Raw genomic sequence first — 22,125 nt, 5'->3', positions numbered from 1 at the left:
GGTGATTCTTGCCAGCTTGGCTTACGCCGAAACCTACAGGCGGACTGGGAAGGCTGCACGCTAGGCCTTTCAGCATGCAACGGGGTCGCGCAAATCATGCACGAAAGCGAAGGTATTCCCCGGTAAAACCGCGTGACCGGCCTCTCCCTGACCGCCACCGTATGGCCGTAGCCCCTACCGCGCGAGCGGTTCAGTCCACCGGCCATGAAGCGCCATTCGCCGGCGCGAACACTCAGCCATTCGGATGTCCGTTCCAGCCTGACCAACGGACCCTCGCAATTCGAGATTGTCGCTTTGCTGGGGATGCGCCCTCGGCGACGACTTCCGATCGTGTCGATGCGGCGACGCACCGCCGATTTACACGGACCCGGTAAAGATTGCTGCCCCTATCGTCGGGACGGCGCCGAGCTTCCCCGGCTCTTCGTCCAAATCCACGCCCTGCTTTCCCGCCCAATGCGGTATCCGCTGCGATCGCCCGCCGCTGGCAGGGAACTTGCGGAGCGGCCTTGTATCCGCTACTGGAATGAACGACGGTCCCAATGGATGCCCATGCCGCGCCTCGCTCGCTCGCATCGCTGATCGCCGCCTACGCGGGCGGCGGGATTCCGCTGCCCACGCGTGGGCAGACGCTGGCGCGCTGGCAATTGTTCGCCAAGATCGCGTCCACGCACGGCGCGGTGGCCATCAAGCTATTTGAAGCCCATGCCGACGCGCTGGCCATCCTGGCCGAGCGCGTTCAGGCCACACCGACCACGAATACACGCTGGGCAGTCTGGGCGGCAGAGCCACCCCATGCGCGTGTCCGCGCGGAGTCCTCCACGCAAACCGAGGTTGCGCATCTAGCTGCGGCGGCTGGCCTGCCTGGCCCCACTCCGTTGCAGGCGGCCGTACTCTCCGGCCGCAAGGCGTGGTGTTCCGGTGCCGATCAGGTGACCCACGCGTTGCTGACCTGCCACGATGACGAAGGCCATGCACTGCTGGCGATCATCGATATGCGCGGCCCCGGCATCAAAATGACAATGCAGGAATGGCATGCGATCGGCATGGCCAATACGCGTAGCGTCGACGTGATGCTGGACCGCTGCCCGGCGCTGCTGATCGGCGGTCACCGCGCCTATCTCGACCGTCCAGGTTTCTGGCATGGAGGCGCGGGCATCGCCGCGTGCTGGTATGGGGCGGTACTGCCGCTGGCCCAGGCCACGCGCGACGTGGCAGGCAAGCACGGTGATCCGCACGCGGCCGCGCATTTGGGTGCCATCGACGGCGACCTCCACGCGGCCGCCACGCTCTTGCGCGAGACCGCTGCGTGGATCGACGCCCATCCCAATACCGACGCCTTCGTGCCCGCCATGCGCGTGCGAACCGTCGTGGAAGCCACAGTTCTGCGCGTGCTGGCCCGCGTCGGCAGTGTGCTGGGCGCGGGGCCACTCTGTCGCAATTCGCGGCTGGCTGCGCTGTATGCGGATCTGCCGGTGTTCCTGCGCCAGAGCCATGCCGAGCGCGACCTGGCCGCACTCGGTAACAAGCTCGCGAACGCCGCTACGGGCTATGCGCTATGACCGTGGCCACCGATTTTGATGCCATCTTGGAACAGGCGGACCCGTGGGGACTCGAATCATTGTGGTACGAAGCCCGCAAGCGCGATCTCGTAATGGCCGCGCTGCCGGAACGCCGCTATGCACGCGCGCTGGAGGCCGGCTGTGCCACGGGCATGCTCACGCTCCGACTCGCCGGGCGCTGCGATGCGCTGCTCGCCGTCGACTTGGCGGCACGCGCGATCGAGCGCACCCGTGCACGCGTCACCGCCCGCAAGCACGTGACAGTGTTGCAGGCCACGCTGCCGCACGACTGGCCTTGTGGTACGTTCGACCTGATCGTACTGGGCGAACTCGGCTACTTTTTCGAACCCGATGCGTGGCAACAGACGGTCCGGCTGGCCGTGGCGGCGCTCGAGCCGCTGGGCACCATCGTTGCGTGCCACTGGCAGCGGCCGTTTGTGGAACGCCGGATGTCGACGCGCCATGTACACGCGGCCATCGCGCGCCAGCCGGGCCTTCATCGTCATGTCCGCCACATTGAGCCGGACTTCCTGCTGGAAGTCTGGTCGCGCGATGCGCGACCGCTGCGCATGCGGGAGGCGTCGCGATGATCGGCGTCGTTGTGCCCGTCCACAACGAGGAAGTCTGCCTTGAGGCATGCCTGATGGCGCTCAGCGTGGCGGCGCTGCATCCGGGACTGCAACAGGAGCCGGTGATGCTGGTCGTGGTGCTCGACGATTGCAGCGACGAGTCGCCGACCATCGCCCAAAACCACGCATCCGGGCAGTTCACATGCCTGACCATCGCCGCTCGCAACGTCGGCAAGGCCCGCCACGCCGGTGCCGAGCATCTGCTGGCCCTTGATGCCCGTTGGCTGGCGTTTACCGACGCCGACACCCGAGTGGCACCCGACTGGCTCGTGGCCCAATTGGCGCTGCGGGCCGATGCCGTGTGCGGCCTCGTGACCGTGGATGACTGGAGCGAGCAGCCGCCCCACGTGCCCGCCCGCTTTGCCGCGCGATACCGGCGCGAAGACGATCACCGGCACGTGCACGGCGCCAACCTCGGCATCTGCGCAGTCGCCTATCGGCGCGCGGGCGGCTTTCCACCGACCACCAGCAGCGAGGACGTGGCGCTGGTGCATCGACTGATGGCCATCGGCGCCCGAATCGCCTGGAGCGCTGGCCCACAGGTCATCACCAGCGCGCGCGCCCGGGGAAGGGCACCGGATGGCTTCGCCGGACATTTGTCGATGTTGGCCAGGCTTTCCGGGGAGGCAACAGAAACCTAGGACACAGGCTAGGAAAAACGTCTTTCCGGCGCCATGCCTACCAGACACCGTGCCATCCCAAGGACCATCATGTCGACGCAAATCCACGCACCCCTCACGGTCATCTCTCCACATCTTGACGATGCGGTTTTCAGTTGCGGGGACCTCATCGCGGCAGCTCTCGACCCCGTCGTCGTCACGGTGTTTGCAGGTGTACCCGAGGCGGGCATGGCGGCGCCGCCCTGGGACCGCGCCGCCGGCTTTGAAAGGGCTCCCCAAGCCGTGCTGCATCGACGGCACGAGGATGCACGCGCTCTGGCCCGTCTTGGCGCACGGCCCGAATGGCTCGATCTGCTCGACGGCCAGTACGGCCGGCGCTACACGCCGGAGCAACTGATGGTATCGCTCGCCTCGGCGTCGGCGCTCCATCGCGGGGGAACCATCGTGGCGCCGATGGGGCTATTCCACAGCGACCACATTCTCGTGGGGCGCGCATGCCTGCTGATGCAGGCGACGACGATGGCCGGGCATCCCGTCACCGTAGATGCTGTGGAGCCCGCTGCGCCTATACACTGGCTGTTTTATGAGGATGCCATCTACCGCCGCCTTCCCGGCGTGCTCCAGACTCGGCTGTTCGACTGGTGGCAGGAGGGCATGCGGGCGTCCCCGGTCCATCTTCCTTCGACCTCAGCGCAGGCGAAGAAGATGCATGCGGTAGCAGCATATGAAAGCCAGCTTCCCCTGTTTGATGCCCATCAGCTCACCGATATTGGCGCGCCAGAACGGTACTGGTCGATCGATATGGACAGGCGTGCGCCGCACAGATAGATGGTGAGTCATCTTCCGACGACCCCGCCGTAGCGATGCACCCGTTAGCGGGAGGAGATCAACCGTTGTGCCATGTCAGCTATGAGGCGTGTAACAGCAATCGCACAAAGAAATGCCCGCAACCGGGGCGGGGCGGGCAGGTCAAAGAGATCAATCGCGGTCATTGTCGCCCCGGGCCTTCGTCACGCCCACGCACGGGAAGCCGGACACGCCGCTGCTTGCCAATCTGGAAGGCCGCGGGGCGATCACGCCACCGCGCACGTGTGGCGGCAGAAGCCATCGAGGGCGATCATCCTGTCCTCGCGGACAAGTTGCGGCGCGCCCCACTGGTGGTGCCACACACATGCCACTGGTGCCGTGGCGTGGCGTGCGCGACGCTGACGAAGCGCGTGTCAACCTGCGGTAGGCCTCCATCAACACGACTTCGGTCTTTCTGCATGATGACGAGGTGCAACGGACGCGACTGCTCGAGCAGGCCTTCCGGCGGCGGTAGGATGCAGTCGATCCACTGCACCGATTATCCAGAAGCCGCCCGCTACGCCCGTATTCGTGATGGCGAGTTTCGCGCCTGTCAGCGGTGCTCAGAGCCAGCGCCAGCGCATGCTGCTGAATGTACGCGGCAACGTCGGCGGCAGAGGTCATGTTGCCGACTGCCGCTCGCGTGAGGCAGCCTCAATGGGCCGGCGCCTGTCGCTTTCGCGCACGAACGTGAGCCGCCCATTGCGCTCCAGCACTACGCGATCGACGTCGCGCATGGAATCGTCATGAAACGTCGCCCGGAAATTCGCGCGCAAGTCTTCGTCTGTCACCATGGCGTGGGCCATGCTGGCACGGTCGAGCGCTCCCTGATGCATCGCCTCGATGGTTGAGGGTGCGCCACCGTCTCGTTCGATCGAGAAGAAATTACATGGCGGAGATGCATCGCACCTGTAATTGTTTCGCCTGGTGCAGGATTTCGGATGCAGAAGAACCGCGATCCGGCAACCGGGACCGCAAACTACGGGCACGTCCGACGCCACTGCGTCACCATCCCACGCCTGGAGTCGATTGCTTGGGATCCGTACGACGTCGCAGGCATCGATGGCGTGCGCCGCGCATTATCCGACTGACTCGACTGGATGGGCTCGATCGGTACATTGGCTATTGGCAACCGTATGCCACGAACCATGTCCCAATGGATTGCGATCAGCCGTCCCTCCGCGCGATCCAGAATGTGGCGAGCGCGATCGCGGCGGCCGACAGACTGCGCCGCACCGGCCAGCTCCAGGCTCCGGACCGTGACCTCACTCCGACCGCGTTCAAAGTGAGCCCCGGAGATGGGTGAGCGCGCGTTACAGCCTGCGCTCAGCTGCGATTCAACACGCGCTCGGATGGCGCCAGGCGTAATGCATCCTCACGTGAAGCCACGTGAATGTCATTCTCCACGTCGTCGACGCCGAACGTATTGGCGGCGATTTCTTCGATCTGGCGCTTGGTATAGCGGTCACCCACTGTGCCGCCTAGCTTGACGATGCCTTGCTCCACGTCGACGGTAATTTCGGAGACTTCGAGCGCATCGTTCATGGCCAGCCGGTCGCACAGATCATCGCGAATCCGGTCGTCCGCGCGAGCGTAATTCTTCGGGCCATTTCGCGTCAGCCTGCCGCCGGCGCCGATGCGTGTCGAGGCGATGTCGCGGGTGGGGTGTTCACGGTAGCCCGGATCGCCCGGGTAAAGCCGCTGTGCGCCGTTGAACGCTTGCCCACCGGCATCGCTGCTGCCGTAATAGCCGCTGCCGCCATAGGCCGGCTCCGCAACGGGCTGCGCAGTGTCAGGTGGCGCTGGCTCATATCCCCTGTCGTCCTGGGGGACGGCCTGGGGGCGATCCGTCGCCGGTTGGGCATGCAGTCTGCGCCGAAAGAAGTCGAACATGGTCAGCTCCTCGAACGATGAACGAAATGATCAAACGGCGCAAATTCCATGCCGTTCGCAACGAACCGCGAGTCAAGCTGTCGCGCGCGTGCCTTAAATAGGCCGCAGCATTGCATCGGTGCGGCTCGTTGGCGCCGATTTGCCGGCGAAGCGGCGCTAGCCCCAAGAAAAGACGCCACGGGCGGGTTGGTCGTGGCCGGGGAAGCGGGGCAGTGCCCGGCCGAGTGCCTATATTGACTGCGTAAAGTTGCTCTGCTCACACCTTAGCAGTCATTCGTGGGCGCCAGAGGCAATACTCCACCCCTCGGCGCATGTCGGCACGGCTGGGCAGGCCCAAGCGAAAGCACTTCTGATTGATGGTGTGCTCAGTCCTGCGCGGCAGCATGTAGGGCGCCCATTCGATGACTGGGACCTAGTTGCCCAACGCGCATGAGAGCATCTAGCTGCACTGGTTCCCACGGGAGCCAGTGCTTGACCCCCATCCTTCTCCCCCTCTGTGCTGCAGCTAGCCAATCGGCCGTGCGCATCTTTTATGTTTGTTGCCCAAGTCGATTGCTCGGGCCTTCTCAAGCTTCAACGGAACAAGCGCTCCCACCAACTGCCGTAGTTGGGGTCGTAGGATGTCTTCCATCCCTTCGCGACATTTTCGATCGCCGCCTTCTGGCAGACGCCAGTGGCAATCAAGCGGTGCACTTCAGATTCGGCGGCATCGCTCTGGAGCACTCGAACCTTCAACGGCTCAACGTCATCCGGGCAAGGGTCCACATACTCAGGCGGTCCGACGAAACCATTGCCCCTGTCCGGTAGGCACCCACAGAACCAGGCGCGCGTCGCTACGTGGCCGCTGTTCATCTTTAACCCAGTAAGAGCCAATCCCAACCCCAACATCCCACAAAGGTGGGGTAATTCAGTGAGCGCTTTATTACTGCGATCGCACCGTGGATAGTCTTGCGGCCGAAGCGCGCGGCATGGGCTTTAGCCCTTAACGTTGCGCGGGTCATGGCCGAAGGAATTTCGCTCGCGGATCTTTCCGTCACGTCCGTGGATGAGCAGCTCGACTTTGTCTTTCTTAGCGCGCTCGGTGCCTGCGGCGATCGCTTCATCTTGGGTGGCAAACATTGTTCGCTTTCCGCTGCTCGGAGAATCTACAGCCCATCCTTCACCGGCAGGAATCACGTGGATGTCACTATTGGCCATGATGCGTCTCCTTGTCTAGGTATATGCACAGTCTTGCGCCGGCTTTCCGCGATTCGGTATCCGCCTCGGTCCTACAGAAGGTTAGGTGGGGAAGTCACGGCCCCAAAAAAATGCCGCGGCGCGCAGGGCGCCGCGGCGAACGATTTAGGGTCGCTGTTTCCAGCGAAGGCAATACTCTTCGATCCCGGGTAGGCCTGGAATCACCCTCGCGAGGTAAGTGCCCGTCTTACAGGGGGAACCCTAGTCGTTAGAGAGAGCAGGGGACGCAACAACGTCAGGATTGGGGGCATCCAGCGCGCAGTATCCATGATACGGTAATGTCGTTAAGGATCGCGGCTGCGCTTAATCCGAGCATGGGAGTCTTCGCATCAAGTTCTGCGTCCGCCGATGCCTCGACGCCGCCCAGCCAGTGCCGTACGTCCTGCGGAATATTGGTGAGAGGGGTGTCGGCGGAAACGAGCAACGCACGTGATCCGTTTCGAAGGATAGTAATGAACATGGCGACCTCAGCACAGGAAACGCTTTACTGCATGAGGCTCGTCGAGAGCCATAAAAAATATAAACCGAGGGATTTCCCGGTTCAAGTCATTGCATCACGTCGTGAAAGTCATAGGCCGCGCTGTGCTGACGGGTCGGGCGGCCACCCAACACTTTAGCCGGACGGGAGGCCAACCTACCCCATCGACGCCAAATGAACTGGCAGGGTTCGTACGCGGCGAGACAGCAAAATGGGAAAAGGTGATCAAAGCCGCCGGCATCGGGCCGAAATGACTTCATCGGGCATGCAAGAGTTTAAGGAAAAGATGGACCTGCCGTCAGCGCTCAAAGAGTTCAGCACTACGCTGGACGCAATGCGCGCCACGCCAAGCCGCCAGGGCCACGATGCGGAGTTTGGCATCGAACGTCCGGACACGGGAAGGGTTTACATGAAATGAAGCGAAATGGTATCGGCAACTTCACAGTAACATCGCCTGAGTTCAAGGATCAGGGTCCGCTTCAACTGGTGCATGAGTTCAATGGTTTTGACGGCGCGGGTCAGAACCGTTCGCCCGCGCTGCAATGGCAGGGCGCGCCGGAACACACCAAGGGCTTTGCGCTCACGCTGTACGACCCAGACTCGCCCAACGGTAGCGGATTCTGGCACCGGATCCTGTTCGACATCGATTTTTCCGTCACTGAACTCGCCGCGGGCTTAGGCTCCGCCGACGCCACCGAGTTGGGCGCCAGCGGCACACAGGCCGTCAACGACTACGGCGCCATCGGCTACGGCGGACCCTGCCCGCCCAAGGGCTTGCCCGCGCACCGCTACATTTTCACCGTGCACGCGCTGGCCGTGTCGAAGCTTGAGCTGCCCCCCAACCCGACCAACGCGTGGTGCGTTTTGTGATTAACCGGAGCACCCTTGCCACGGCCTCGCTGGTCGGTCTGTACAAACGCTAAGCGCGCCTTGCTGTGACTGTCCTGGGCCGCATACATATGTCACGGCAGTACATTTGTCACTCTCGAAGGCGGGGGGCAGTCGGCGGATAGCATCACTGAATTCGCGGAATGATTCCGATCCGCTCTGCCAGCATCCGCTCGTAGACGCCAAAGTGCAGATCCACCTCAGCCTGGCTGACCACCGTGACTTCGATGGTAATTTGATCGGGCTTCAGGCCAATCAAGGTCGCAAGTGCCACCTCAAGATGCGGTGCAACGTCTTTATCCTTTGGAAACGTCGTCCCGACACTGATGGTGTATGCGTTTGCGCGGTCCGCTACGACTTCCAGTAGACGAGCCGCGGCGCTCATATTGTGCTCGACGGCGATGCGTGCGAGTTCCGCCAAATTCCGCATCTTGTCAGTCGGAAATCCCCGCACGCACCGCAGGCGCACGCGATGCGGCCCTAACGTGATCCAGTCGGAATCGAACTCCATGACGACGCTCCTAGCTCTTCTTGGGATTAATCATTACTGGATATCTATCTTTCGAACCGACGACGGTGCTCCGCCGGTTTTAGGAAAGCGCAGCGTCAGGACGCCGCGTGCGAATCTTGCGTCCGCTTGATCCAGGTCAAGTCCCTCTGGTAACGGAATGCTCCGCATAAAAGCTCCGTATGCGCGCTCAAGCCGGTAGCATCCGTTCTCCTCGGTTTCGGCATCCTGCCTTTTCTCGCCCCTGAGGACCAGAGTGCCATCCTCGATAGTGGTCTGCACTTCGTCACGTTCCATGCCCGGCAATTCGGCTGTGACCCGTATCGCGTTTCCGTCGTCCACGACGTCGATGCGGGGCTGGAAGCGTGATGAACTGAAGTCGCCAAACCAGCGGTCTAGCCCGCCGAAGTGAGGGAGAGGCTCATGTAATAGTTCACCCATCGCACGCCAAGGATTAGCCGAAAAGAACCGGCTCGTGGGCCAGTCTGGCATCCGATGGCGGGAGCCTTCGTCCGTCGGTTCGTCGACGCTGCCCTTTTCATCCACGTTTCTACGAAGGAACTTAAAAGGGTTCCACTTGCCAAGTTCCGTTTTCATCTCGCACTCCTGCTTGCCATTGTAAAAACACGAGAGATCTTCGGCTCGGCCAAGGCCACTCAGGCCGGCGGCCGTGGCCCAAACTGTTACTCGTTACGTTACGTTGATCGTAATTCTCCGTGGGCGCGCTTCCTCACGGCGCGGGATGGTGAGCTTTAAAACACCGTCCTGCAACTCTGCGCCGATCTTCGTAGCATCCAGGTCTGGACTTAAGGAGAAGGAGCGCGCGAAATGGGGCTGGCGGATTTCGGCGTGTTGTACCCGCAAACCGGAAGGCATCGGCACGACGGCTTCTGCCTCAATGTGTAGGTTGGCGTCGTGTACGCTCACTTGCAGCGTTTCGCGACTCACGCCTGGGAGGTCAGCCCATAGGGTCACGCCGCTCGTGTCCTCCACGATGTCCACAGCAGGGAGGACGGTCTCAGCGCCCGCTGCCCTGTCCTGTTGACGTTGGGCCAGTGCGCTGTCGTTGCGTTCGGCAACTTGGGTTGTGTCGTTCATGGCAGTCTCCTTCGCACTATTGGACGGTGATGACATGCGGCTTCGATGCCTCTCGTTTGCCCACGCTCACGGAAAGGCAACCGCTGGCGTAACGCGCTTGCACCTTATCGGGATCGGCGCCCTCGGGGAGTTCAATGACCCTTCGGAACGCGCCTACGAATCGCTCCTGGGCGTAGCATCGTGACTCTGGAACGTCATCCGGCCACAAGGATTGCCGCTCGCCGCTGAGCGTCAGTAATCCTCTGTCGATAGAGACCTCAAGGTTCTCCTGCTTGACCCCGGGCGCAAACGCCACGATCTCGATGGAGCCGTCAGTTGCCCCGATGTTTATCGCAGGAAATGCGCCGGACCGCCCGGCACGAATGCTGGAGGGGAAGCCGCCAAACAAGCTCGTCATCTGCCTTTGCAGGCGATCCAGCTCATTGAAGAGGTCGGTTCCAAAGAATGCGTCAGTCATGGTCGTATCCTCCTGTCGGCGCAGCAAGGAGGGAGGGGGCATCACGCGCTCCCATTCACCTGCCCCACTGCTGGCAAACAAACAGAAACACGCAGCGCGACGTCGCGACTGCCTGAGCGAAAACAAAAATAGTAAACGACGATAACTTTTTCAAGATGAATATAAAGCACACCGAGGTCTCGCCAGCAATCGAGCATGGCCACGGCTATTCAATTGCAGGCGGATCGCGCTCGAAAATCGATCTCTTGTCCGAACCGGGTATGCGCGGCACTGAATTTGCTATGAGCATGTTGCTGCGCGACGGGTGGCACGCTTGCTGTTGTTTCCAGCGGTATCACGGGGCTCGCACCACGTGCAGTGCAAACTTTCCCTCGGAGATCATCATGGACAAGTCGAAAATGCCCGTTGAACAACGCGCAGCCATTGGCTTACTGATGGATGACCATCGCGCCGTAAAGAAGGCCAAAGGCGCGGCCGAAAAGCAATCGGTCGCTCAGGAAACCTGCCATTAATTGACGGTGCACGCGCAGAGCGAGCGAGCGCGACTATGCGGTTGAGAACGCCCGCACGGATGGCCACTTCGGTGGCCTGCGACCCGATTATGCGTGCCCACAGACTTTGTCCAGTCAGCGTCTTCAGGCGGTACATCAGAGTCTCGGCCAGTGAGCGCCGGTGATAGCCGCTCGCGGCTTTCCATTCGCGTCGACTACTCTTTTCGACATCGCCGCTTTCCGGCGTGCTCCAGACTCGGCTTTTCGGCTGGTGGCAGGACGGCATACGGGCATCGCCGGTCCATCTTCCTTCGACCTCTGGGCAGGCGAATAAGATGCATGCGGTAGCAGCATATGAAAGCCTGTTGCCCCTGTTTGATGCCTATCAGCTCGCCGATATTGGCGCGCCGGAACGGTACTGGTCGATCGATCTGGACAAGCGTGCGCCGGCCAGATCGGTGGTGAGGCGCCTCTCGACGGTCCCGTATTAGCGTTGCACCCGGGATTTGGAGGAGCTCAGAAGAACTCTTGGGCGGCCGCAGGTCACAGAGGTCAATCGCGAATTCACAAAGCCCCGAGCCTAATGCCAAGACCTCGCCATCGAGGGGGAGGACCCTCGCGAAACAGTCCGGTCGCGGCCTGCCTGCCGGACGCGGAATATCCGCCAGTTAACGCTACGCGACGCCTTCGGGCTCTCCGCCGCTATAGCGCTCGTGCTCGGCCGCCTGACTGAGGGCGCTCGGCAATAGCGCAGGATGCCTTGCATGAAGCGGGCGCTTATTTGGCCATTCCCCTCCCACCAACCGCTAACTTGCGCTTGGCCGCCCGGGTCATTGCGCCTACGCAGAAATGGGTACGCAGCGGGGTTGCCGCAACGAAAGGATGAGGATGTGAAGGGCATTTTAGTCAAGGAATAGTCCGGGAAACGCCCGTTAAGCGGTGCCCCGCACACCTCTCGCCCCTTACGCGATGTTCCGGCATGCTCACAGAGTCCATGCCGCGCAACAGTCTTTTCCAACGCAGGACTTTATCCGCGCAGCCGGCTGCGGTAAAACCACCATCCCGTACTCGCAAGAGACAACACCGTTTTCGCTCCGGTCTTGGACGCCACAACTCGCCCTCATTGGCTGCCAACTCTTTGCCGCACGCTGGCAGTGCTGCCCCTGCCGGTGCTGCACGCCACCGGCCGCGCGCTAGGCCGTCTCATCTACGCCTTACCCGGCCGATATCGGCAGCGCCTGCAGGAAAATGCCACGCAGGCCGGCTATCCGGATGCCAGCTTCGCGCGCCGCTCGGCCGGAGAAGCTGGCGCCATGATCCTCGAGACCTGTCGCATCTGGTTCCGTAATGACGACAGTATCTCGCGCGTGATCTGCGACGACTGGCACGTGGTCGACACCGCCCGCGCCGAGGGCAAGGGCATCCTGTTCCTGACCCCACACCTGGGCAGCTTCGAGATCACGGCACGCTACGCTGCCAAGCGGATGCCGCTCACCGTGATGTTCCGCACGCCCCACAAGGAATACCTGCGAGCGCTGATGGACAGCGCTCGCTCCACCTCTGATCTGACCGCCGTACCAGCCTCTTCGCAGGGCGTACGCGCCTTCATGCGAGCGCTGCGTCAAGGCGGAGCGGTAGGCTTGCTGCCCGACCAGGCACCGAGCATTGGCGAGGGCGTGTGGGTACCCTTCTTCGGCCGGCAGGCATTCACCATGACGCTGCCGGGCAAGCTGGCGGCGCAGGCTAAAGTGGCGGTGATCCTCGCGTCGGGCGAGCGCCTGCCACGCGGGCGCGGATGGCACCTGCACCTGGTGCGCCTGCCCGGCGAGATGCCGGATGAACCCGCAGCCCAGGCCGCCCTGCTCAACGGCGCGATGGAAACGCTGATTCGGCGGTTTCCCGAACAATACCTTTGGAGCTACAACCGCTACAAGGCGCCCCCAGGCGCACCGCCTCGGCCAGCCGAATAAGCGCGCTGCCACACCGTCCGCGTGTCCTGAGCCGGGCCTGGCTCGGCCTGCGGCGAAAGGAGTGCCGCAGGCCGAGCCGAAACATGACCGGATTCGGTCCCGACGACACATTCACCGCGCCGGTCACGTTGGCTGCGTCGAGTACGCTGCCGGTCTTGTCACCGCTTCGTAGCAGGCAGTCGCTCACTTACTGAACCCCCATCACCGGGGGATGCCGTTAGCTCGGAGGCCGTAGTCTCGCGCGAGACAGCAATAGACGAGGGAGGGTCAAGTGAAAGCGATACTCGGGCTGGCGCGTCTTCTCGCCATTGCCATCGTTGGCCTGTCGATGCTGAAGACAGGCGGTGCGGGCGGAAGCTCCTCGAGGAACTTTCGTTTCGCCCGCGCAGGACCCAATCTTGCATCAGGATGAGTCCTGCTCTACGAACGGCTGACGGCTGCCCTAGGCTAAGGGCTAAGCGCGGCGATGCTCAGGCTGATTGGCCCGAGAGATGAGATAACTTGGCGAGCATCCAGACTACGGCGACCACCATGTCGGCCGTGACGAGGATGGTCAATGGAAGGACAGCAGCGCGAGGCTCGGCGTCCCTGACGCTGAAGAACAGCGCTGCGAAGAGAATCACGACCAACGCAAATGCGGCGAGCACATGCCCTCACTACAAGCCCGCTGCTCAGCCATTCGGTACACTAGGCCATCAAGCATACAAAAAAGGCTGTCCTTCGACGAAGGACAGCCAAAGCTCCTGTTACGGAGCACCATTTCTAGCTGACTCGCATCTCATTTCACCAAAGCTATGGCGTTCACTTCCAGTTCCGCCCCATAGTGAAGTTGCTGACATGGCACGACGGTTCTGGCCGGCGCCGGGCCGGCGCCGAGAATGTGGGCATAGAGTTCATTCACGCGCGGCCAGTTGCCAATGTCGGCAATGAAGATCTGCACGCTGACCAGTTGCTGCAAGGAACTGCCGGATGCCAGCAACACGTTCTTCAGGTTCTCGAACACCTGCATGATCTGAGCATCCAGGCCCGACGGAATTTTCAGGTCGTCGCCCGGCAGAACCGGTAGCTGACCCGAGACGAACACGAAGCCGATCGCCTTTACGGCCTGCGAATAGTAGCCACGGGGCAGGGGTGCACGCGGGTCATTGACGTATTCCAGCATGATTCTCAACCTCCGTGATGGGCTTGCCATAGACGACTGAATTCCGTCGGGCGTTTCTCCGTGAAGGCATCCAGGCCTTCCTGCCATTCGGCCCGAGGCACGTCGGTAACCGAACCGATGACACGCTCCCAGTCATAGGCCGCATGCGCGTGCAGGTGACGCTTTGCTGCGCGCAGGGCCCCCGGAGGGGCATTGGTTACGATGCGTTTTGCAAGCTCGACCGCCTGCTCCACTGCCCTGCCACTGCCGGCTAGTTCATTGACGACCCCGCACTGCACGGCTTCGGCAGCAGGCAACCGCTTTCCGGTCAGCACGAGGTGCAGCGCCTGCCGCGTACCGACGATGGCGGGAAGCAGTGCCAGCCCGGTGTTAGGGATAACGCCCCGCGACACTTCTGGCAGCGCGAACCACGCACTCTCCTCCGCAACCACGAGATCGCAGGCGAGCGTCAGTTCGAAGCCTCCGCCAACTGCGGGGCCTTGCACGGCCGCGACGACAATGCGGTCTTCCTGCACGAGTTGCTGAAACAGCAGGGCCGGATCACTTTTCGGATCGGCACGCTCCATCCAGCCGTCGCGAAGATCGTCGATATTAGCGCCGGCACAGAAAGTCGGGCCATGCGCGGCAATGACAAGCGCACGCGCGCCGCCGGTCCGGCTCAGGTCAATGGCGTCCAGCATCTCGCTGACCATTCGGCGCGACAGCGCATTGCGACGCGACACGTCGTTCAACGTGATCAGCGCTATGCTGTCGCGGATTTCCAGTTCCAAGGTCTGAAAGACTTTCACATCGGCTCTCCAGTTGGTGATCTTGCTATGTCGCCGCACGTCACCGGCGCGGGCGGCGCCAGATGCTGGCGAAGGCGCTGAGGGAGGGGCGTCGGACGGCTCTGATTCGAATCCATCAGCACGCATGTTGCGCTGGCCCGCGCACACAGCTTTTCGCCTGCATACAGCGCTTGCGTCAGCTCGAAAGACGTATTGCCCGCGCTCACGGGCATGGTGCGTACTTCGATCTCCCCTGGGTAGAAGATCTCGGCGATGAAGTCGATCGCGAGATGCACAACGACGACATGCTTGTCGTGCATGCAGTTGCTCAACCCATCGTCCGTAAAGATGGCCATTCGCGCCTCTTCCAGCAGCGTCGCAACGGCCGCATTGTTGACATGCCGGAACTGGTCGGTATCTGCATTACGAAGCTTCAGGCGACTGGAAAACCGTCCAACCAGGGCCTCGACGTTGCTTGCTTTTTTCATCACTTCGCCATCCCCCTTTCGATAGTGAACTTATTTCGAAAACGTTTTCGAAATAAGTTAGCATGCAGGTCTGGAAAGCGCAAGCTGACGCTTGCGCGCAGAACGGTGACTTAACGCATCAACGTGCTCTCGGAGGCCCGTCAGATGAGCGCAGTATCAATTCCGGGGTCCAGACTTCCTGCAACGTCCGGGGATCTGCACCCTCCAGGCGGGCCAAGAGCATCTCGACCATGCGCCTGCCGACGCGGTGGGTTTCCGCCGAGAACGTGGTCAGCGCCGGTGTGATCAACCTGCCCACGGGATGGTCGTCACCGCCAATCACCCCTATGTCCTGGCCAGCCACCTTGCCGGCTTCCGCGATGGCTCGCATGGCGCCCACGGCCACCATGTCATGCCCGCAGACGAAAGCCGTAGGCGGATTTGGCAGCGCCAGGAGTTGACGCGCCGCTCGCAGGCCACCCTCTTCGGTCATGGCTTCTTCCACACACAGTGCCGGATCGGCTTCGATGCCCGCGGCGCGCAGCGCCTGCTCATAACCGAGCCGCTCATAGTGGCTGAACATCAAATATTCGGGCGAATGGATGAGCGCAATGCGTCGGTGACCCAAAGCGATAAAGCGCGCGCACCCGTCGCGGCCGACGACCGTATGGTCAATGTCCACAAACGGGAAGTCCTGCGAACTGTCGCTGCGTCCGTAGGCTACAAACGGAACGTCCCTCTCGAGCAGGTATTCAATGCGTTCGTCCCGGCGACGGGTACGGCCGAAGAGCAGCGCATCCACACGTTGCCTTTCGACCAGGCGCCTGAAGACATTGATCTCGGTCTCCACGGTTCGCCCCGAAGCGATGATGACCTGGAAGTTTGTGCCATCCAGCGCCTCGTCAATGCCGGCGAGCATGTTCAGGAAGAACGGATGCGCGAACTGGGTCTGCGGCGCAGAGATGACGAAGCCAATCGTGTCAGATGACTGCCGGCGCAAGCGCCGGCCGGCGGGATCGGGGCTGAATCCAAGCTCGGCCGCAGCCTTCAACACCCGCTCGCGCGTGTCGCGGCTCACATCCGCGCGCCCGTTGATGGCCTTGGAGACGGTGCTCACCGACAGTTTCAGATGAGCGGCAAATTCCTTGATGTCCAATTGCATTCCCTTGGGTGCTTTGCGCGACATTATCGCTCACCGATGCGCCCGCGCCTACCAGGTCCGAAACCGTTTTCACTCTGATTCTCCGCCTTTCTCTTGACTTGCTCTCGGCCAACCCCTACTCTTCCGAAAACGTTTTCGGTAAAAACCGGAAATTTCACACAAACTCAGCGAGGAGCAACTCATGCATTACTCTTCCCAAGACACTGAACTGTCGATGATCCGCGAGACAGCCCGCCGTTTCGTGCGCCAGCGGCTGGTGCCGCTCGAACAGCAGATCGAGGCCGACGACGACGTCGATGCCGCGCTGCTGGCACGCCTGCGCGCCGAAGTGGCCGAACTCGGCCTCTATGGATTCAACCTTCCCGAATCTGCCGGTGGACCGGGTCTTCCGGCGGCGGCCAAGGTGGCGATTCTGGAAGAACTGACCTATACCTCCGTGCCGTTGAGCGAGGTCTTCGGGCACCTTCCGCTGCAACTGACGCAAGTCGATGCCACGCAACGCGAGACGTTTTTACCCGACGTCCTCGCAGGCAGGAAGACCATCACCTATGCGTTGACCGAGCCAAATTCCGGCTCCGACCTTGGCGGGTTGAAGACCCGGGCCACCAAGGTGCCTGGCGGATGGCAAATCAACGGCAGCAAGCATTTCATCTCGCATGCAGAAACTGCCGACTACATCATCGTCCTCGCCGTTACGGACCCGACGGCGTCGCTCAAGGACCGCTTCGGTACTTTCATCGTGCGTCAGGGCAATCCGGGCGTGGTTGGTATGACTCGGTACAAGAAGATGGGATGGCGAGGCTACCACCTGAACGGCTTTACGCTCGAAGACTGCTTCGTGCCCGATGCCGACGTGCTTGGCGCGCCAAACACAGGCTTCCTCGGCATGATGAGTTCCATCAACCAGGACCGGCTGCTATCGGCCAGCCGCTCGCTGGGCCTGGCATCGCGCGCGCACGCCATGGCGTGCGAATACGCCAACGAACGGAAGGCATTCGGCAGCCCGCTCGGCCAGCACCAGGGCATACAGTTCATGATTGCCGACAACGATGTCGATATCGAAGCCGCACGCTTGTTGATCGGTCATGCGGCCGAGTTGGTCGATGCGGGCGATCCCACCGCGCGAATCGCCGCATCGCGCGCCAAGTTGTTTGCCAGCGAGATGGGCTGCCGCGTCAGTGACCGAGTGCTGCAGATCTTCGGGGGGATGGGCTATATGTGCGAGCTTCCGGTCGAGCGCTTCTATCGCGATGCGCGAGCGTTCCGCATTGGCGAGGGCACGTCCGAGATGCAGCGCCTGCAGATCGCGCGTGCCGCGCTGGCGCAGTGAGGGACGTCGACATGCCTCAGCATATCCTTGACGGCCACGCACCTCAGCTTCCGGCATTTCACCAGGGCGACAAGTCCGTCAGCCGACTTGAGTTCAAGGTCGCATCGCAACGTGCGGCCGGCTTTCTCCACGAGATGGGACTGCGCCGGGGCGACACCTTGGCGGTCTGGCTGCCCGATGGCGCCGTTTGGCTGCAATTGCTTTTCGGCGCCGCGCAACTGGGCGTGCTCGTGGTCCCAGTCAGCACGCGGCTGCGCACGGCTGAAGCTCTGCACGTCGTGAATACGGCACAGGCACGAATGCTGGTGGTGCCAACGCGGTTTCTCGATTTCGACTATATCGAGGCGGCGTCTGCCATCCAGCAGTCCGTCAGCTCCGTGAAGCATGTGGTCGACGTACCAAACAGCGACCAATTCATGTGGCAAGGTTTCACGCCTCTCGAAGCCGTCGACGGAGCCGGAGCCGACCCCTGGTGCACTTTCAGCACGTCAGGCACCACAGGAAAGCCAAAGCTCGCCATGCATACGCAATGCGGCATCGTGACCCATGCCTTCAACGTAGCGAAGGCGACGGATATGCGCCCCGGCGATGCCACGCTCTGCGCGCTGCCGCTGTATGGAGTCATGGGATTCACCGTTGCCCTGGCATCGCTTGCCGCCGGCGCTGCCTGCGTTTTCCTGCCGGTATTCAAGCCACAGGCTGCGGCCGATGCCATCGCTCGGCACCATGTCACGCACTTCTACGGTTCGGACGCCATGCTCAACATGGTCCTCGACGTGCCCGCCTGCAACCTGGGCCGATGGCGTCGTGGCGGCTTCGCCGAGTTCGCCGGCCTCGGGGGCAGCATTATCCGCAAGGCGTGGGATGGATGGCGCGTACCGCTCACGGCGCTCTATGGCATGTCGGAGTGTTTCGCCCTGGCTGCGATGCGCAACGCCGAAGCGGATGCCGAAGAAAGGCGCATGGCCGGCGGCTGCCCCGTTTCACCGGACATTGCGTTTCGCATTGCCGACCCGGCCACTGGCGAAGAGGTCGCCGAAGGCGAACAAGGCGAACTGCAACTGCGCGGCTACAACATCACGACTGGATACCTGAACAATCCAACGGCCACGGCCGCGGCATTCACCGCCGATGGCTGGCTGCGTACCGGCGATCTGGCGCGCGCCGACGGCAACGCGTTCCAGTACCTCTCGCGGCTCAAGGACACGCTGCGTCTGCGCGGCTACCTTGTCGACCCCGCCGAGATCGAGGAATTCCTGGTCACCCACCCTGCCGTGGCTGCCGCACAGGTGGTGGGAGTGCACCAGGAAGGCGAAGGCGACGTAGCCGTGGCCTTTATCCGCGCAGGTGACGGCCACGCCAGCGAAGCCGAGCTGCTCGACTTCTGCAAGCGCGGCATCGCCGGCTTCAAGATGCCACGGCGCATCGTCGCGCTGGAGAGCTTCCCGCATGTCGACGGCCCGAACGGCGTCAAGATCCTCAAGCACGTGCTACGCGATCTCGCCAAGGACCACCTTCAAACCCAACTATCCCAGCAGGACTCCAGGAGGAAGACACCATGAGACAGAAAGAAATCCGCTCCGACATCGCCTGGGCCACGCCGAAACGCGTGGTCATCCACGGCCTCGATCTCTGCGAGGACATCGTGGGAAAGCTCGATTTCGGGCAGATGGCGTTTCTCCAGATTTTCGGGCGCCTGCCCGAGAACAATGAATTGCGCATGTTCAACGCCATGATGGTGATTCTGGTTGAACACGGCATCACCCCGTCCTCCCTCGCCACCCGCATGACGTACTGCGGCGCGCCTGAGTCGGTTCAGGCCGCCGTCGCGGCAGGCCTGCTCGGGCTCGGCTCGGTGTTCGTGGGGTCACTCGACAATGCCGCCCGCCTGCTGCAGGAATCGCTGCTCGACGGCAACGACGAAGGCGTCAACATCGACGCACTGGCCGGCAACATCGTCGCCGGCTATCGTAGCCGCAAGGAAATCATTCCTGGCATCGGCCATCCGTTCCACAAACCGATCGACCCCCGTACACCGGCGCTTTTCAAGGTAGCCAGGGAGACCGGATTCGACGGCCCTTACATCCGCCTGATGCAGGCACTGGGCAGCGAAGCCGAACGGCAGGCCAACCGTGCCCTCCCCGTCAACGTCACCGGCGCCATGGCTGCCGTGGCATCCGAGATGGGAATCTCATGGAAGATCTGCCGCGGGTTGGCGGTAGCAGCCCGCTCGGTGGGCCTGGTCGGTCATATCCTGGAGGAGATGCGCCAGCCAATGGCTGAAACGCTATACCTGCGGATCGAGCACGAAGCCGGTGAGCACCTGCGGCCGACGGGCGAAAACTGAACGCCAGGACCCGCTTCCCTCTCCCCGGGCCGGAGGTATCCTCATGCACAAGGACCCTCACCCACACACAGGAGACGTGCTGTCTACCAGCGAACTGCTGCATCGGATACGCGCCTGCGTGAAGGATGTCACCACACAGGCGCGTCGCGAAGACAATCTAGAGCAGGCGGTCCAGCAGCGTCTCGACCGCCTGCTCCGCAATGCAATCGCCTCGCAATCGTTGTCCGAGATCGCCGTCGCACTGGGAAGCGCGGCGGAACTGCGCATATTTCCCGAAGCCTCGGTGCTGGAAGGATGTACCGAGGCGTTGCGCACATCGCGCGTCTCGGTGCTGCGGGCCCTGGTATGGACCGTCCGCCATCGTCATACCCGACATATGGCGCAGTTAAGACGCGCACGCTGAGCGCTGCCACTGAGGCGGCCAGCCCGCCCATTTGCCTCGCCTCGATACAAAAAGGCTCACCGTCGTAAAACGGTGAGCCTTCGCACTTCTACCTGCCGGATTGCGCTCAGTAGGGTCGATAGAGTTCGAGACGCTTGCCGCCGTGCATATAGTCCGCCCGATATCCTGCGCGCAGCACTGGGTCGGCAAGAAACGTATCGAACATGCCATCGCGTAGGTATTGCCGCCGGATATGGACACCCACGACCTGGCCGAAAACGACCCAGTGGTCGGTGGATACGCCGTTCAGGTCCTTGAGCTCCGTCACGCTCAGCAACCGGCATTCCATCACGGCAGGCGACGCCGCCACGTGAGGCACCGGGATCGCGCGCCCCGGCGCCGACGCGATGTCCGCCAACCGGAACTCGTCCACGCCATGCGCCACCGGTTCAGACGTAGCATTCATCTGCTCGGCCAGTTCCCGGCTGACGAAATTCCAGGCGAATTCGCGCGTGGCCTCGATGTTTCGCACGCTGTCCTTGTAGCCTTCGCTTGAAAACGCGATGACATACGGATTGGAACACACGGCCGAGCAAAAGCTGTAGGGCGCGAGATTGGGATTCCCCGCGCCGTCGAGGCTCGATATCCAGCCGATGATGCGTGGCGCGACAATGGCCTTGAACGGATCGTGCGGCAGGCCGTGGCCGGCCTCGGGGCGAAAGAAGTAGACGTCGTCTTCCATGGGTATGTCTGTGTTGCAAGTGTCGAAACGGCGCCTGCCTCCAGGTTCTGGAGACGTGCGCCGCAGTGAATACGTATCGGTCGTTTGGCCCTGCCCTCTATTCGAGTTGCGCACCCGAAGCCTTCACCTTTTCAGCAGCGACCGCGCGGTCCTTGATCATCGCCTTGGCAAAATCCTGGGGCGAGTCGAGCACCGGGTCCAGCGCGTATTTTTCCAGATTCTCGGTCCGGAACTGATCGGTCATGACCACTTTCTTCACGTCCGCATAGATCTTCTGCCGCAGTGACTCGGGCGTGTTGCCAGGCGCCAGCAGGCTGAACGGGAAGCTCGCATCGAACTTCGGGAAGCCAGCCTCGGCGAACGTCGGCACGTTGGGCAGGATGGAGGCACGGTGTTTTCCGCTGATGGCGAGTGCCTTGACCTTGCCGCTCTGGGCAAAGGGCCCCACCACCGATCCTGCGCCGATGGTCACTTGGATCGTGCCGGCCATCACATCCTGCAGCGCCGGGGCCAGCCCCTTGTACGGGACATGAACCATCTCGATGCCGTTTTCCTTTGCGAACCAGGCCAGAGACAAATGGGTGACATTGCCGATGCCGGCAGAGCCGTAGCTGATCTGCCCCGGATGGGCCTTTGCATAGGCTACGAAACCGCGCAAGTCTGTCACGGGTAGCGAGTTCGAGACGGCCACCGCCATGTTAGCCATGGCCACGCGCGTGATTGGCGCCAGCTCCTTGACGGGGTCGTAAGGCAGCTTCGTGAACACGTAGGGATTCAGCGTCGCCGCCGCATCGGTAGCCAATAACAGTGTGTAGCCGTCGCCCGCGGCCTTGGCCACTGCCGCCGCGCCAATCACTTCGTTGCCACCAGGCCGATTGTCGACGACCACCGGCTGCCCCCAAAGCGTGGATAGTTGCACGGACAAGGCGCGGGCCAAGTTATCCACGGGGCCGCCTGCCGCATACGGCACAACCAGGCGCACCGGTTTGGTCGGCCACACCGTCTGCGCGCCGGCACTTCCGGTCAGGCACATTGCAACCGCACATACCAGATTCATACGTCTCATCATCTTCCCCTTCTCTCTGTTCGAAAA

The 22,125-nt window shown here is 62.2% G+C and carries 28 protein-coding genes and 1 pseudogene; 14 read left to right on the top strand and 15 right to left on the bottom strand.

Annotated elements, in window-relative coordinates:
• Positions 1-539 precede the first annotated feature (539 nt).
• From ACO550_RS05275 to ACO550_RS05260, 4 genes are all read left to right on the top strand, one after another.
• Positions 540-1,559, top strand: coding sequence for an acyl-CoA dehydrogenase (locus ACO550_RS05275; protein ID WP_315591872.1), 1,020 nt, complete (start codon positions 540-542; stop codon positions 1,557-1,559).
• Complete coding sequence (locus ACO550_RS05270) at positions 1,556-2,149, top strand: class I SAM-dependent DNA methyltransferase (RefSeq protein ID WP_315591871.1); 594 nt, start codon at positions 1,556-1,558, stop codon at positions 2,147-2,149. Before ACO550_RS05275 ends, ACO550_RS05270 begins: the two co-directional genes overlap by 4 nt.
• Positions 2,146-2,829: a glycosyltransferase family 2 protein gene (locus ACO550_RS05265; protein WP_315591870.1), complete on the top strand. Its 684-nt coding sequence runs from the start codon at positions 2,146-2,148 to the stop codon at positions 2,827-2,829. Before ACO550_RS05270 ends, ACO550_RS05265 begins: the two co-directional genes overlap by 4 nt.
• Positions 2,830-2,898: 69 nt before the next feature.
• Complete coding sequence (locus ACO550_RS05260; protein WP_315591869.1) at positions 2,899-3,636, top strand: PIG-L deacetylase family protein; 738 nt, start codon at positions 2,899-2,901, stop codon at positions 3,634-3,636.
• Positions 3,637-4,274: 638 nt separating this feature from the next.
• On the opposite strand, the gene ACO550_RS05255 is transcribed toward ACO550_RS05260, so the two are convergent.
• Positions 4,275-4,490, bottom strand: coding sequence for a YetF domain-containing protein (locus ACO550_RS05255; protein ID WP_315591868.1), 216 nt, complete (start codon positions 4,488-4,490; stop codon positions 4,275-4,277).
• A 105-nt stretch (positions 4,491-4,595) separates the two neighbouring features.
• Here ACO550_RS05255 and ACO550_RS05250 point away from each other — a divergent pair, with 105 nt between their 5' ends.
• Positions 4,596-4,745 (top strand): hypothetical protein, encoded by a 150-nt coding sequence (locus tag ACO550_RS05250; protein WP_315591867.1) that lies wholly within the window; start codon positions 4,596-4,598, stop codon positions 4,743-4,745.
• Positions 4,746-4,980: 235 nt separating this feature from the next.
• Here ACO550_RS05250 and ACO550_RS05245 read toward each other — a convergent pair whose 3' ends face one another.
• The 3 genes from ACO550_RS05245 to ACO550_RS05235 form a co-directional block, all read right to left on the bottom strand.
• Positions 4,981-5,547, bottom strand: coding sequence for a BON domain-containing protein (locus ACO550_RS05245; RefSeq protein ID WP_315591866.1), 567 nt, complete (start codon positions 5,545-5,547; stop codon positions 4,981-4,983).
• A gap of 975 nt (positions 5,548-6,522) precedes the next feature.
• Entirely contained in the window at positions 6,523-6,744 is a 222-nt protein-coding gene (locus ACO550_RS05240) for a DUF2188 domain-containing protein (protein ID WP_315591865.1), read from the bottom strand.
• A 274-nt stretch (positions 6,745-7,018) separates the two neighbouring features.
• A complete protein-coding gene (locus ACO550_RS05235) occupies positions 7,019-7,243 on the bottom strand; it encodes a hypothetical protein (protein WP_485994311.1) in 225 nt (74 codons plus the stop codon).
• Positions 7,244-7,472: 229 nt separating this feature from the next.
• Between ACO550_RS05235 and ACO550_RS05230 the strand changes: the two genes are divergently transcribed.
• Together ACO550_RS05230 and ACO550_RS05225 are read left to right on the top strand one after the other, a co-directional pair.
• Positions 7,473-7,679 (top strand): hypothetical protein, encoded by a 207-nt coding sequence (locus ACO550_RS05230; RefSeq protein WP_315591864.1) that lies wholly within the window; start codon positions 7,473-7,475, stop codon positions 7,677-7,679.
• The gene (locus ACO550_RS05225; protein ID WP_315591863.1) at positions 7,676-8,131 is read left to right on the top strand and encodes a YbhB/YbcL family Raf kinase inhibitor-like protein; all 456 of its coding nucleotides are present in this window, start codon (positions 7,676-7,678) and stop codon (positions 8,129-8,131) included. The genes ACO550_RS05230 and ACO550_RS05225 overlap by 4 nt, the downstream gene beginning before the upstream one ends.
• 145 nt (positions 8,132-8,276) lie before the next feature.
• Here ACO550_RS05225 and ACO550_RS05220 read toward each other — a convergent pair whose 3' ends face one another.
• From ACO550_RS05220 to ACO550_RS05205, 4 genes are all read right to left on the bottom strand, one after another.
• Positions 8,277-8,660, bottom strand: a complete 384-nt coding sequence (locus tag ACO550_RS05220; protein ID WP_315591862.1) for a hypothetical protein — start codon at positions 8,658-8,660, stop codon at positions 8,277-8,279.
• A gap of 33 nt (positions 8,661-8,693) precedes the next feature.
• Positions 8,694-9,254, bottom strand: a complete 561-nt coding sequence (locus tag ACO550_RS05215; protein WP_315591861.1) for an Hsp20 family protein — start codon at positions 9,252-9,254, stop codon at positions 8,694-8,696.
• A 93-nt stretch (positions 9,255-9,347) separates the two neighbouring features.
• Complete coding sequence (locus ACO550_RS05210; RefSeq protein WP_315591860.1) at positions 9,348-9,755, bottom strand: Hsp20 family protein; 408 nt, start codon at positions 9,753-9,755, stop codon at positions 9,348-9,350.
• Positions 9,756-9,771: 16 nt separating this feature from the next.
• On the bottom strand, positions 9,772-10,212 hold the full coding sequence (locus ACO550_RS05205; protein ID WP_315591859.1) for an Hsp20/alpha crystallin family protein: 441 nt from the start codon (positions 10,210-10,212) through the stop codon (positions 9,772-9,774).
• A 383-nt stretch (positions 10,213-10,595) separates the two neighbouring features.
• Here ACO550_RS05205 and ACO550_RS05200 point away from each other — a divergent pair, with 383 nt between their 5' ends.
• The gene (locus ACO550_RS05200; RefSeq protein WP_315591938.1) at positions 10,596-10,724 is read left to right on the top strand and encodes a hypothetical protein; all 129 of its coding nucleotides are present in this window, start codon (positions 10,596-10,598) and stop codon (positions 10,722-10,724) included.
• Between the two features lie 19 nt (positions 10,725-10,743).
• Here ACO550_RS05200 and ACO550_RS05195 read toward each other — a convergent pair.
• Positions 10,744-10,929: pseudogene (locus ACO550_RS05195) on the bottom strand (IS5/IS1182 family transposase); the annotation flags it as partial.
• Positions 10,930-11,038: 109 nt separating this feature from the next.
• Between ACO550_RS05195 and ACO550_RS05190 the strand changes: the two are divergent.
• Together ACO550_RS05190 and ACO550_RS05185 are read left to right on the top strand one after the other, a co-directional pair.
• Positions 11,039-11,194, top strand: coding sequence for a hypothetical protein (locus ACO550_RS05190; RefSeq protein ID WP_315591858.1), 156 nt, complete (start codon positions 11,039-11,041; stop codon positions 11,192-11,194).
• Between the two features lie 636 nt (positions 11,195-11,830).
• Positions 11,831-12,673 carry a lysophospholipid acyltransferase family protein gene (locus ACO550_RS05185; protein WP_315591933.1) on the top strand — a complete coding sequence of 281 codons (843 nt, stop codon included), beginning with the start codon at positions 11,831-11,833 and terminating at the stop codon, positions 12,671-12,673.
• Positions 12,674-13,451: 778 nt separating this feature from the next.
• On the opposite strand, the gene ACO550_RS05180 is transcribed toward ACO550_RS05185, so the two are convergent.
• The 4 genes from ACO550_RS05180 to ACO550_RS05165 form a co-directional block, all read right to left on the bottom strand.
• Positions 13,452-13,835 carry a Rid family hydrolase gene (locus tag ACO550_RS05180; protein ID WP_315591857.1) on the bottom strand — a complete coding sequence of 128 codons (384 nt, stop codon included), beginning with the start codon at positions 13,833-13,835 and terminating at the stop codon, positions 13,452-13,454.
• A gap of 5 nt (positions 13,836-13,840) precedes the next feature.
• Complete coding sequence (locus ACO550_RS05175) at positions 13,841-14,605, bottom strand: enoyl-CoA hydratase/isomerase family protein (protein ID WP_315591856.1); 765 nt, start codon at positions 14,603-14,605, stop codon at positions 13,841-13,843.
• Positions 14,606-14,619: 14 nt separating this feature from the next.
• The gene (locus tag ACO550_RS05170; RefSeq protein WP_315591855.1) at positions 14,620-15,090 is read right to left on the bottom strand and encodes a thioesterase family protein; all 471 of its coding nucleotides are present in this window, start codon (positions 15,088-15,090) and stop codon (positions 14,620-14,622) included.
• A gap of 118 nt (positions 15,091-15,208) precedes the next feature.
• Positions 15,209-16,255: a LacI family DNA-binding transcriptional regulator gene (locus tag ACO550_RS05165; RefSeq protein WP_315591854.1), complete on the bottom strand. Its 1,047-nt coding sequence runs from the start codon at positions 16,253-16,255 to the stop codon at positions 15,209-15,211.
• A 157-nt stretch (positions 16,256-16,412) separates the two neighbouring features.
• On the opposite strand from ACO550_RS05165, the gene ACO550_RS05160 reads away from it, so the two are divergent.
• The 4 genes from ACO550_RS05160 to ACO550_RS05145 are packed head-to-tail and all read left to right on the top strand — an operon-like array spanning position 16,413 to position 20,311.
• Positions 16,413-17,561 (top strand): acyl-CoA dehydrogenase family protein, encoded by a 1,149-nt coding sequence (locus tag ACO550_RS05160; RefSeq protein WP_315591853.1) that lies wholly within the window; start codon positions 16,413-16,415, stop codon positions 17,559-17,561.
• A gap of 11 nt (positions 17,562-17,572) precedes the next feature.
• On the top strand, positions 17,573-19,123 hold the full coding sequence (locus ACO550_RS05155) for an AMP-binding protein (RefSeq protein ID WP_315591852.1): 1,551 nt from the start codon (positions 17,573-17,575) through the stop codon (positions 19,121-19,123).
• The gene (locus ACO550_RS05150) at positions 19,120-19,908 is read left to right on the top strand and encodes a citryl-CoA lyase (protein ID WP_315591851.1); all 789 of its coding nucleotides are present in this window, start codon (positions 19,120-19,122) and stop codon (positions 19,906-19,908) included. The genes ACO550_RS05155 and ACO550_RS05150 overlap by 4 nt, the downstream gene beginning before the upstream one ends.
• Before the next feature lie 43 nt (positions 19,909-19,951).
• Positions 19,952-20,311, top strand: coding sequence for a hypothetical protein (locus tag ACO550_RS05145; RefSeq protein WP_315591850.1), 360 nt, complete (start codon positions 19,952-19,954; stop codon positions 20,309-20,311).
• 106 nt (positions 20,312-20,417) lie between these two features.
• On the opposite strand, the gene ACO550_RS05140 is transcribed toward ACO550_RS05145, so the two are convergent.
• Complete coding sequence (locus ACO550_RS05140) at positions 20,418-21,032, bottom strand: flavin reductase (protein ID WP_315591849.1); 615 nt, start codon at positions 21,030-21,032, stop codon at positions 20,418-20,420.
• A gap of 97 nt (positions 21,033-21,129) precedes the next feature.
• On the bottom strand, positions 21,130-22,101 hold the full coding sequence (locus ACO550_RS05135) for a tripartite tricarboxylate transporter substrate-binding protein (RefSeq protein WP_315591848.1): 972 nt from the start codon (positions 22,099-22,101) through the stop codon (positions 21,130-21,132).
• Positions 22,102-22,125: the final 24 nt, after the last annotated feature.

Source organism: Cupriavidus sp. (assembly GCF_057315035.1).
Note: the sequence above shows the minus strand (reverse complement) of the source record. Positions and strands in the feature narration are given on the sequence as shown.

Coding starts and splice junctions, on each gene's coding strand:
- ACO550_RS05265 (WP_315591870.1), top strand. CDS start 2,146: ATGATCGGCGTCGTTGTGCCCGTCCACAACGAGGAAGTCTGCCTTGAG.
- ACO550_RS05150 (WP_315591851.1), top strand. CDS start 19,120: ATGAGACAGAAAGAAATCCGCTCCGACATCGCCTGGGCCACGCCGAAA.
- ACO550_RS05165 (WP_315591854.1), bottom strand. CDS start 16,255: ATGTCGCGCAAAGCACCCAAGGGAATGCAATTGGACATCAAGGAATTT.
- ACO550_RS05180 (WP_315591857.1), bottom strand. CDS start 13,835: ATGCTGGAATACGTCAATGACCCGCGTGCACCCCTGCCCCGTGGCTAC.
- ACO550_RS05170 (WP_315591855.1), bottom strand. CDS start 15,090: ATGAAAAAAGCAAGCAACGTCGAGGCCCTGGTTGGACGGTTTTCCAGT.
- ACO550_RS05160 (WP_315591853.1), top strand. CDS start 16,413: ATGCATTACTCTTCCCAAGACACTGAACTGTCGATGATCCGCGAGACA.
- ACO550_RS05230 (WP_315591864.1), top strand. CDS start 7,473: ATGGGAAAAGGTGATCAAAGCCGCCGGCATCGGGCCGAAATGACTTCA.
- ACO550_RS05155 (WP_315591852.1), top strand. CDS start 17,573: ATGCCTCAGCATATCCTTGACGGCCACGCACCTCAGCTTCCGGCATTT.
- ACO550_RS05135 (WP_315591848.1), bottom strand. CDS start 22,101: ATGATGAGACGTATGAATCTGGTATGTGCGGTTGCAATGTGCCTGACC.
- ACO550_RS05190 (WP_315591858.1), top strand. CDS start 11,039: ATGCATGCGGTAGCAGCATATGAAAGCCTGTTGCCCCTGTTTGATGCC.
- ACO550_RS05255 (WP_315591868.1), bottom strand. CDS start 4,490: ATGCATCAGGGAGCGCTCGACCGTGCCAGCATGGCCCACGCCATGGTG.
- ACO550_RS05210 (WP_315591860.1), bottom strand. CDS start 9,755: ATGAACGACACAACCCAAGTTGCCGAACGCAACGACAGCGCACTGGCC.
- ACO550_RS05140 (WP_315591849.1), bottom strand. CDS start 21,032: ATGGAAGACGACGTCTACTTCTTTCGCCCCGAGGCCGGCCACGGCCTG.
- ACO550_RS05215 (WP_315591861.1), bottom strand. CDS start 9,254: ATGAAAACGGAACTTGGCAAGTGGAACCCTTTTAAGTTCCTTCGTAGA.
- ACO550_RS05220 (WP_315591862.1), bottom strand. CDS start 8,660: ATGGAGTTCGATTCCGACTGGATCACGTTAGGGCCGCATCGCGTGCGC.
- ACO550_RS05225 (WP_315591863.1), top strand. CDS start 7,676: ATGAAGCGAAATGGTATCGGCAACTTCACAGTAACATCGCCTGAGTTC.
- ACO550_RS05250 (WP_315591867.1), top strand. CDS start 4,596: ATGCAGAAGAACCGCGATCCGGCAACCGGGACCGCAAACTACGGGCAC.
- ACO550_RS05200 (WP_315591938.1), top strand. CDS start 10,596: ATGGACAAGTCGAAAATGCCCGTTGAACAACGCGCAGCCATTGGCTTA.
- ACO550_RS05145 (WP_315591850.1), top strand. CDS start 19,952: ATGCACAAGGACCCTCACCCACACACAGGAGACGTGCTGTCTACCAGC.
- ACO550_RS05260 (WP_315591869.1), top strand. CDS start 2,899: ATGTCGACGCAAATCCACGCACCCCTCACGGTCATCTCTCCACATCTT.
- ACO550_RS05270 (WP_315591871.1), top strand. CDS start 1,556: ATGACCGTGGCCACCGATTTTGATGCCATCTTGGAACAGGCGGACCCG.
- ACO550_RS05235 (WP_485994311.1), bottom strand. CDS start 7,243: ATGTTCATTACTATCCTTCGAAACGGATCACGTGCGTTGCTCGTTTCC.
- ACO550_RS05205 (WP_315591859.1), bottom strand. CDS start 10,212: ATGACTGACGCATTCTTTGGAACCGACCTCTTCAATGAGCTGGATCGC.
- ACO550_RS05275 (WP_315591872.1), top strand. CDS start 540: ATGGATGCCCATGCCGCGCCTCGCTCGCTCGCATCGCTGATCGCCGCC.
- ACO550_RS05245 (WP_315591866.1), bottom strand. CDS start 5,547: ATGTTCGACTTCTTTCGGCGCAGACTGCATGCCCAACCGGCGACGGAT.
- ACO550_RS05240 (WP_315591865.1), bottom strand. CDS start 6,744: ATGGCCAATAGTGACATCCACGTGATTCCTGCCGGTGAAGGATGGGCT.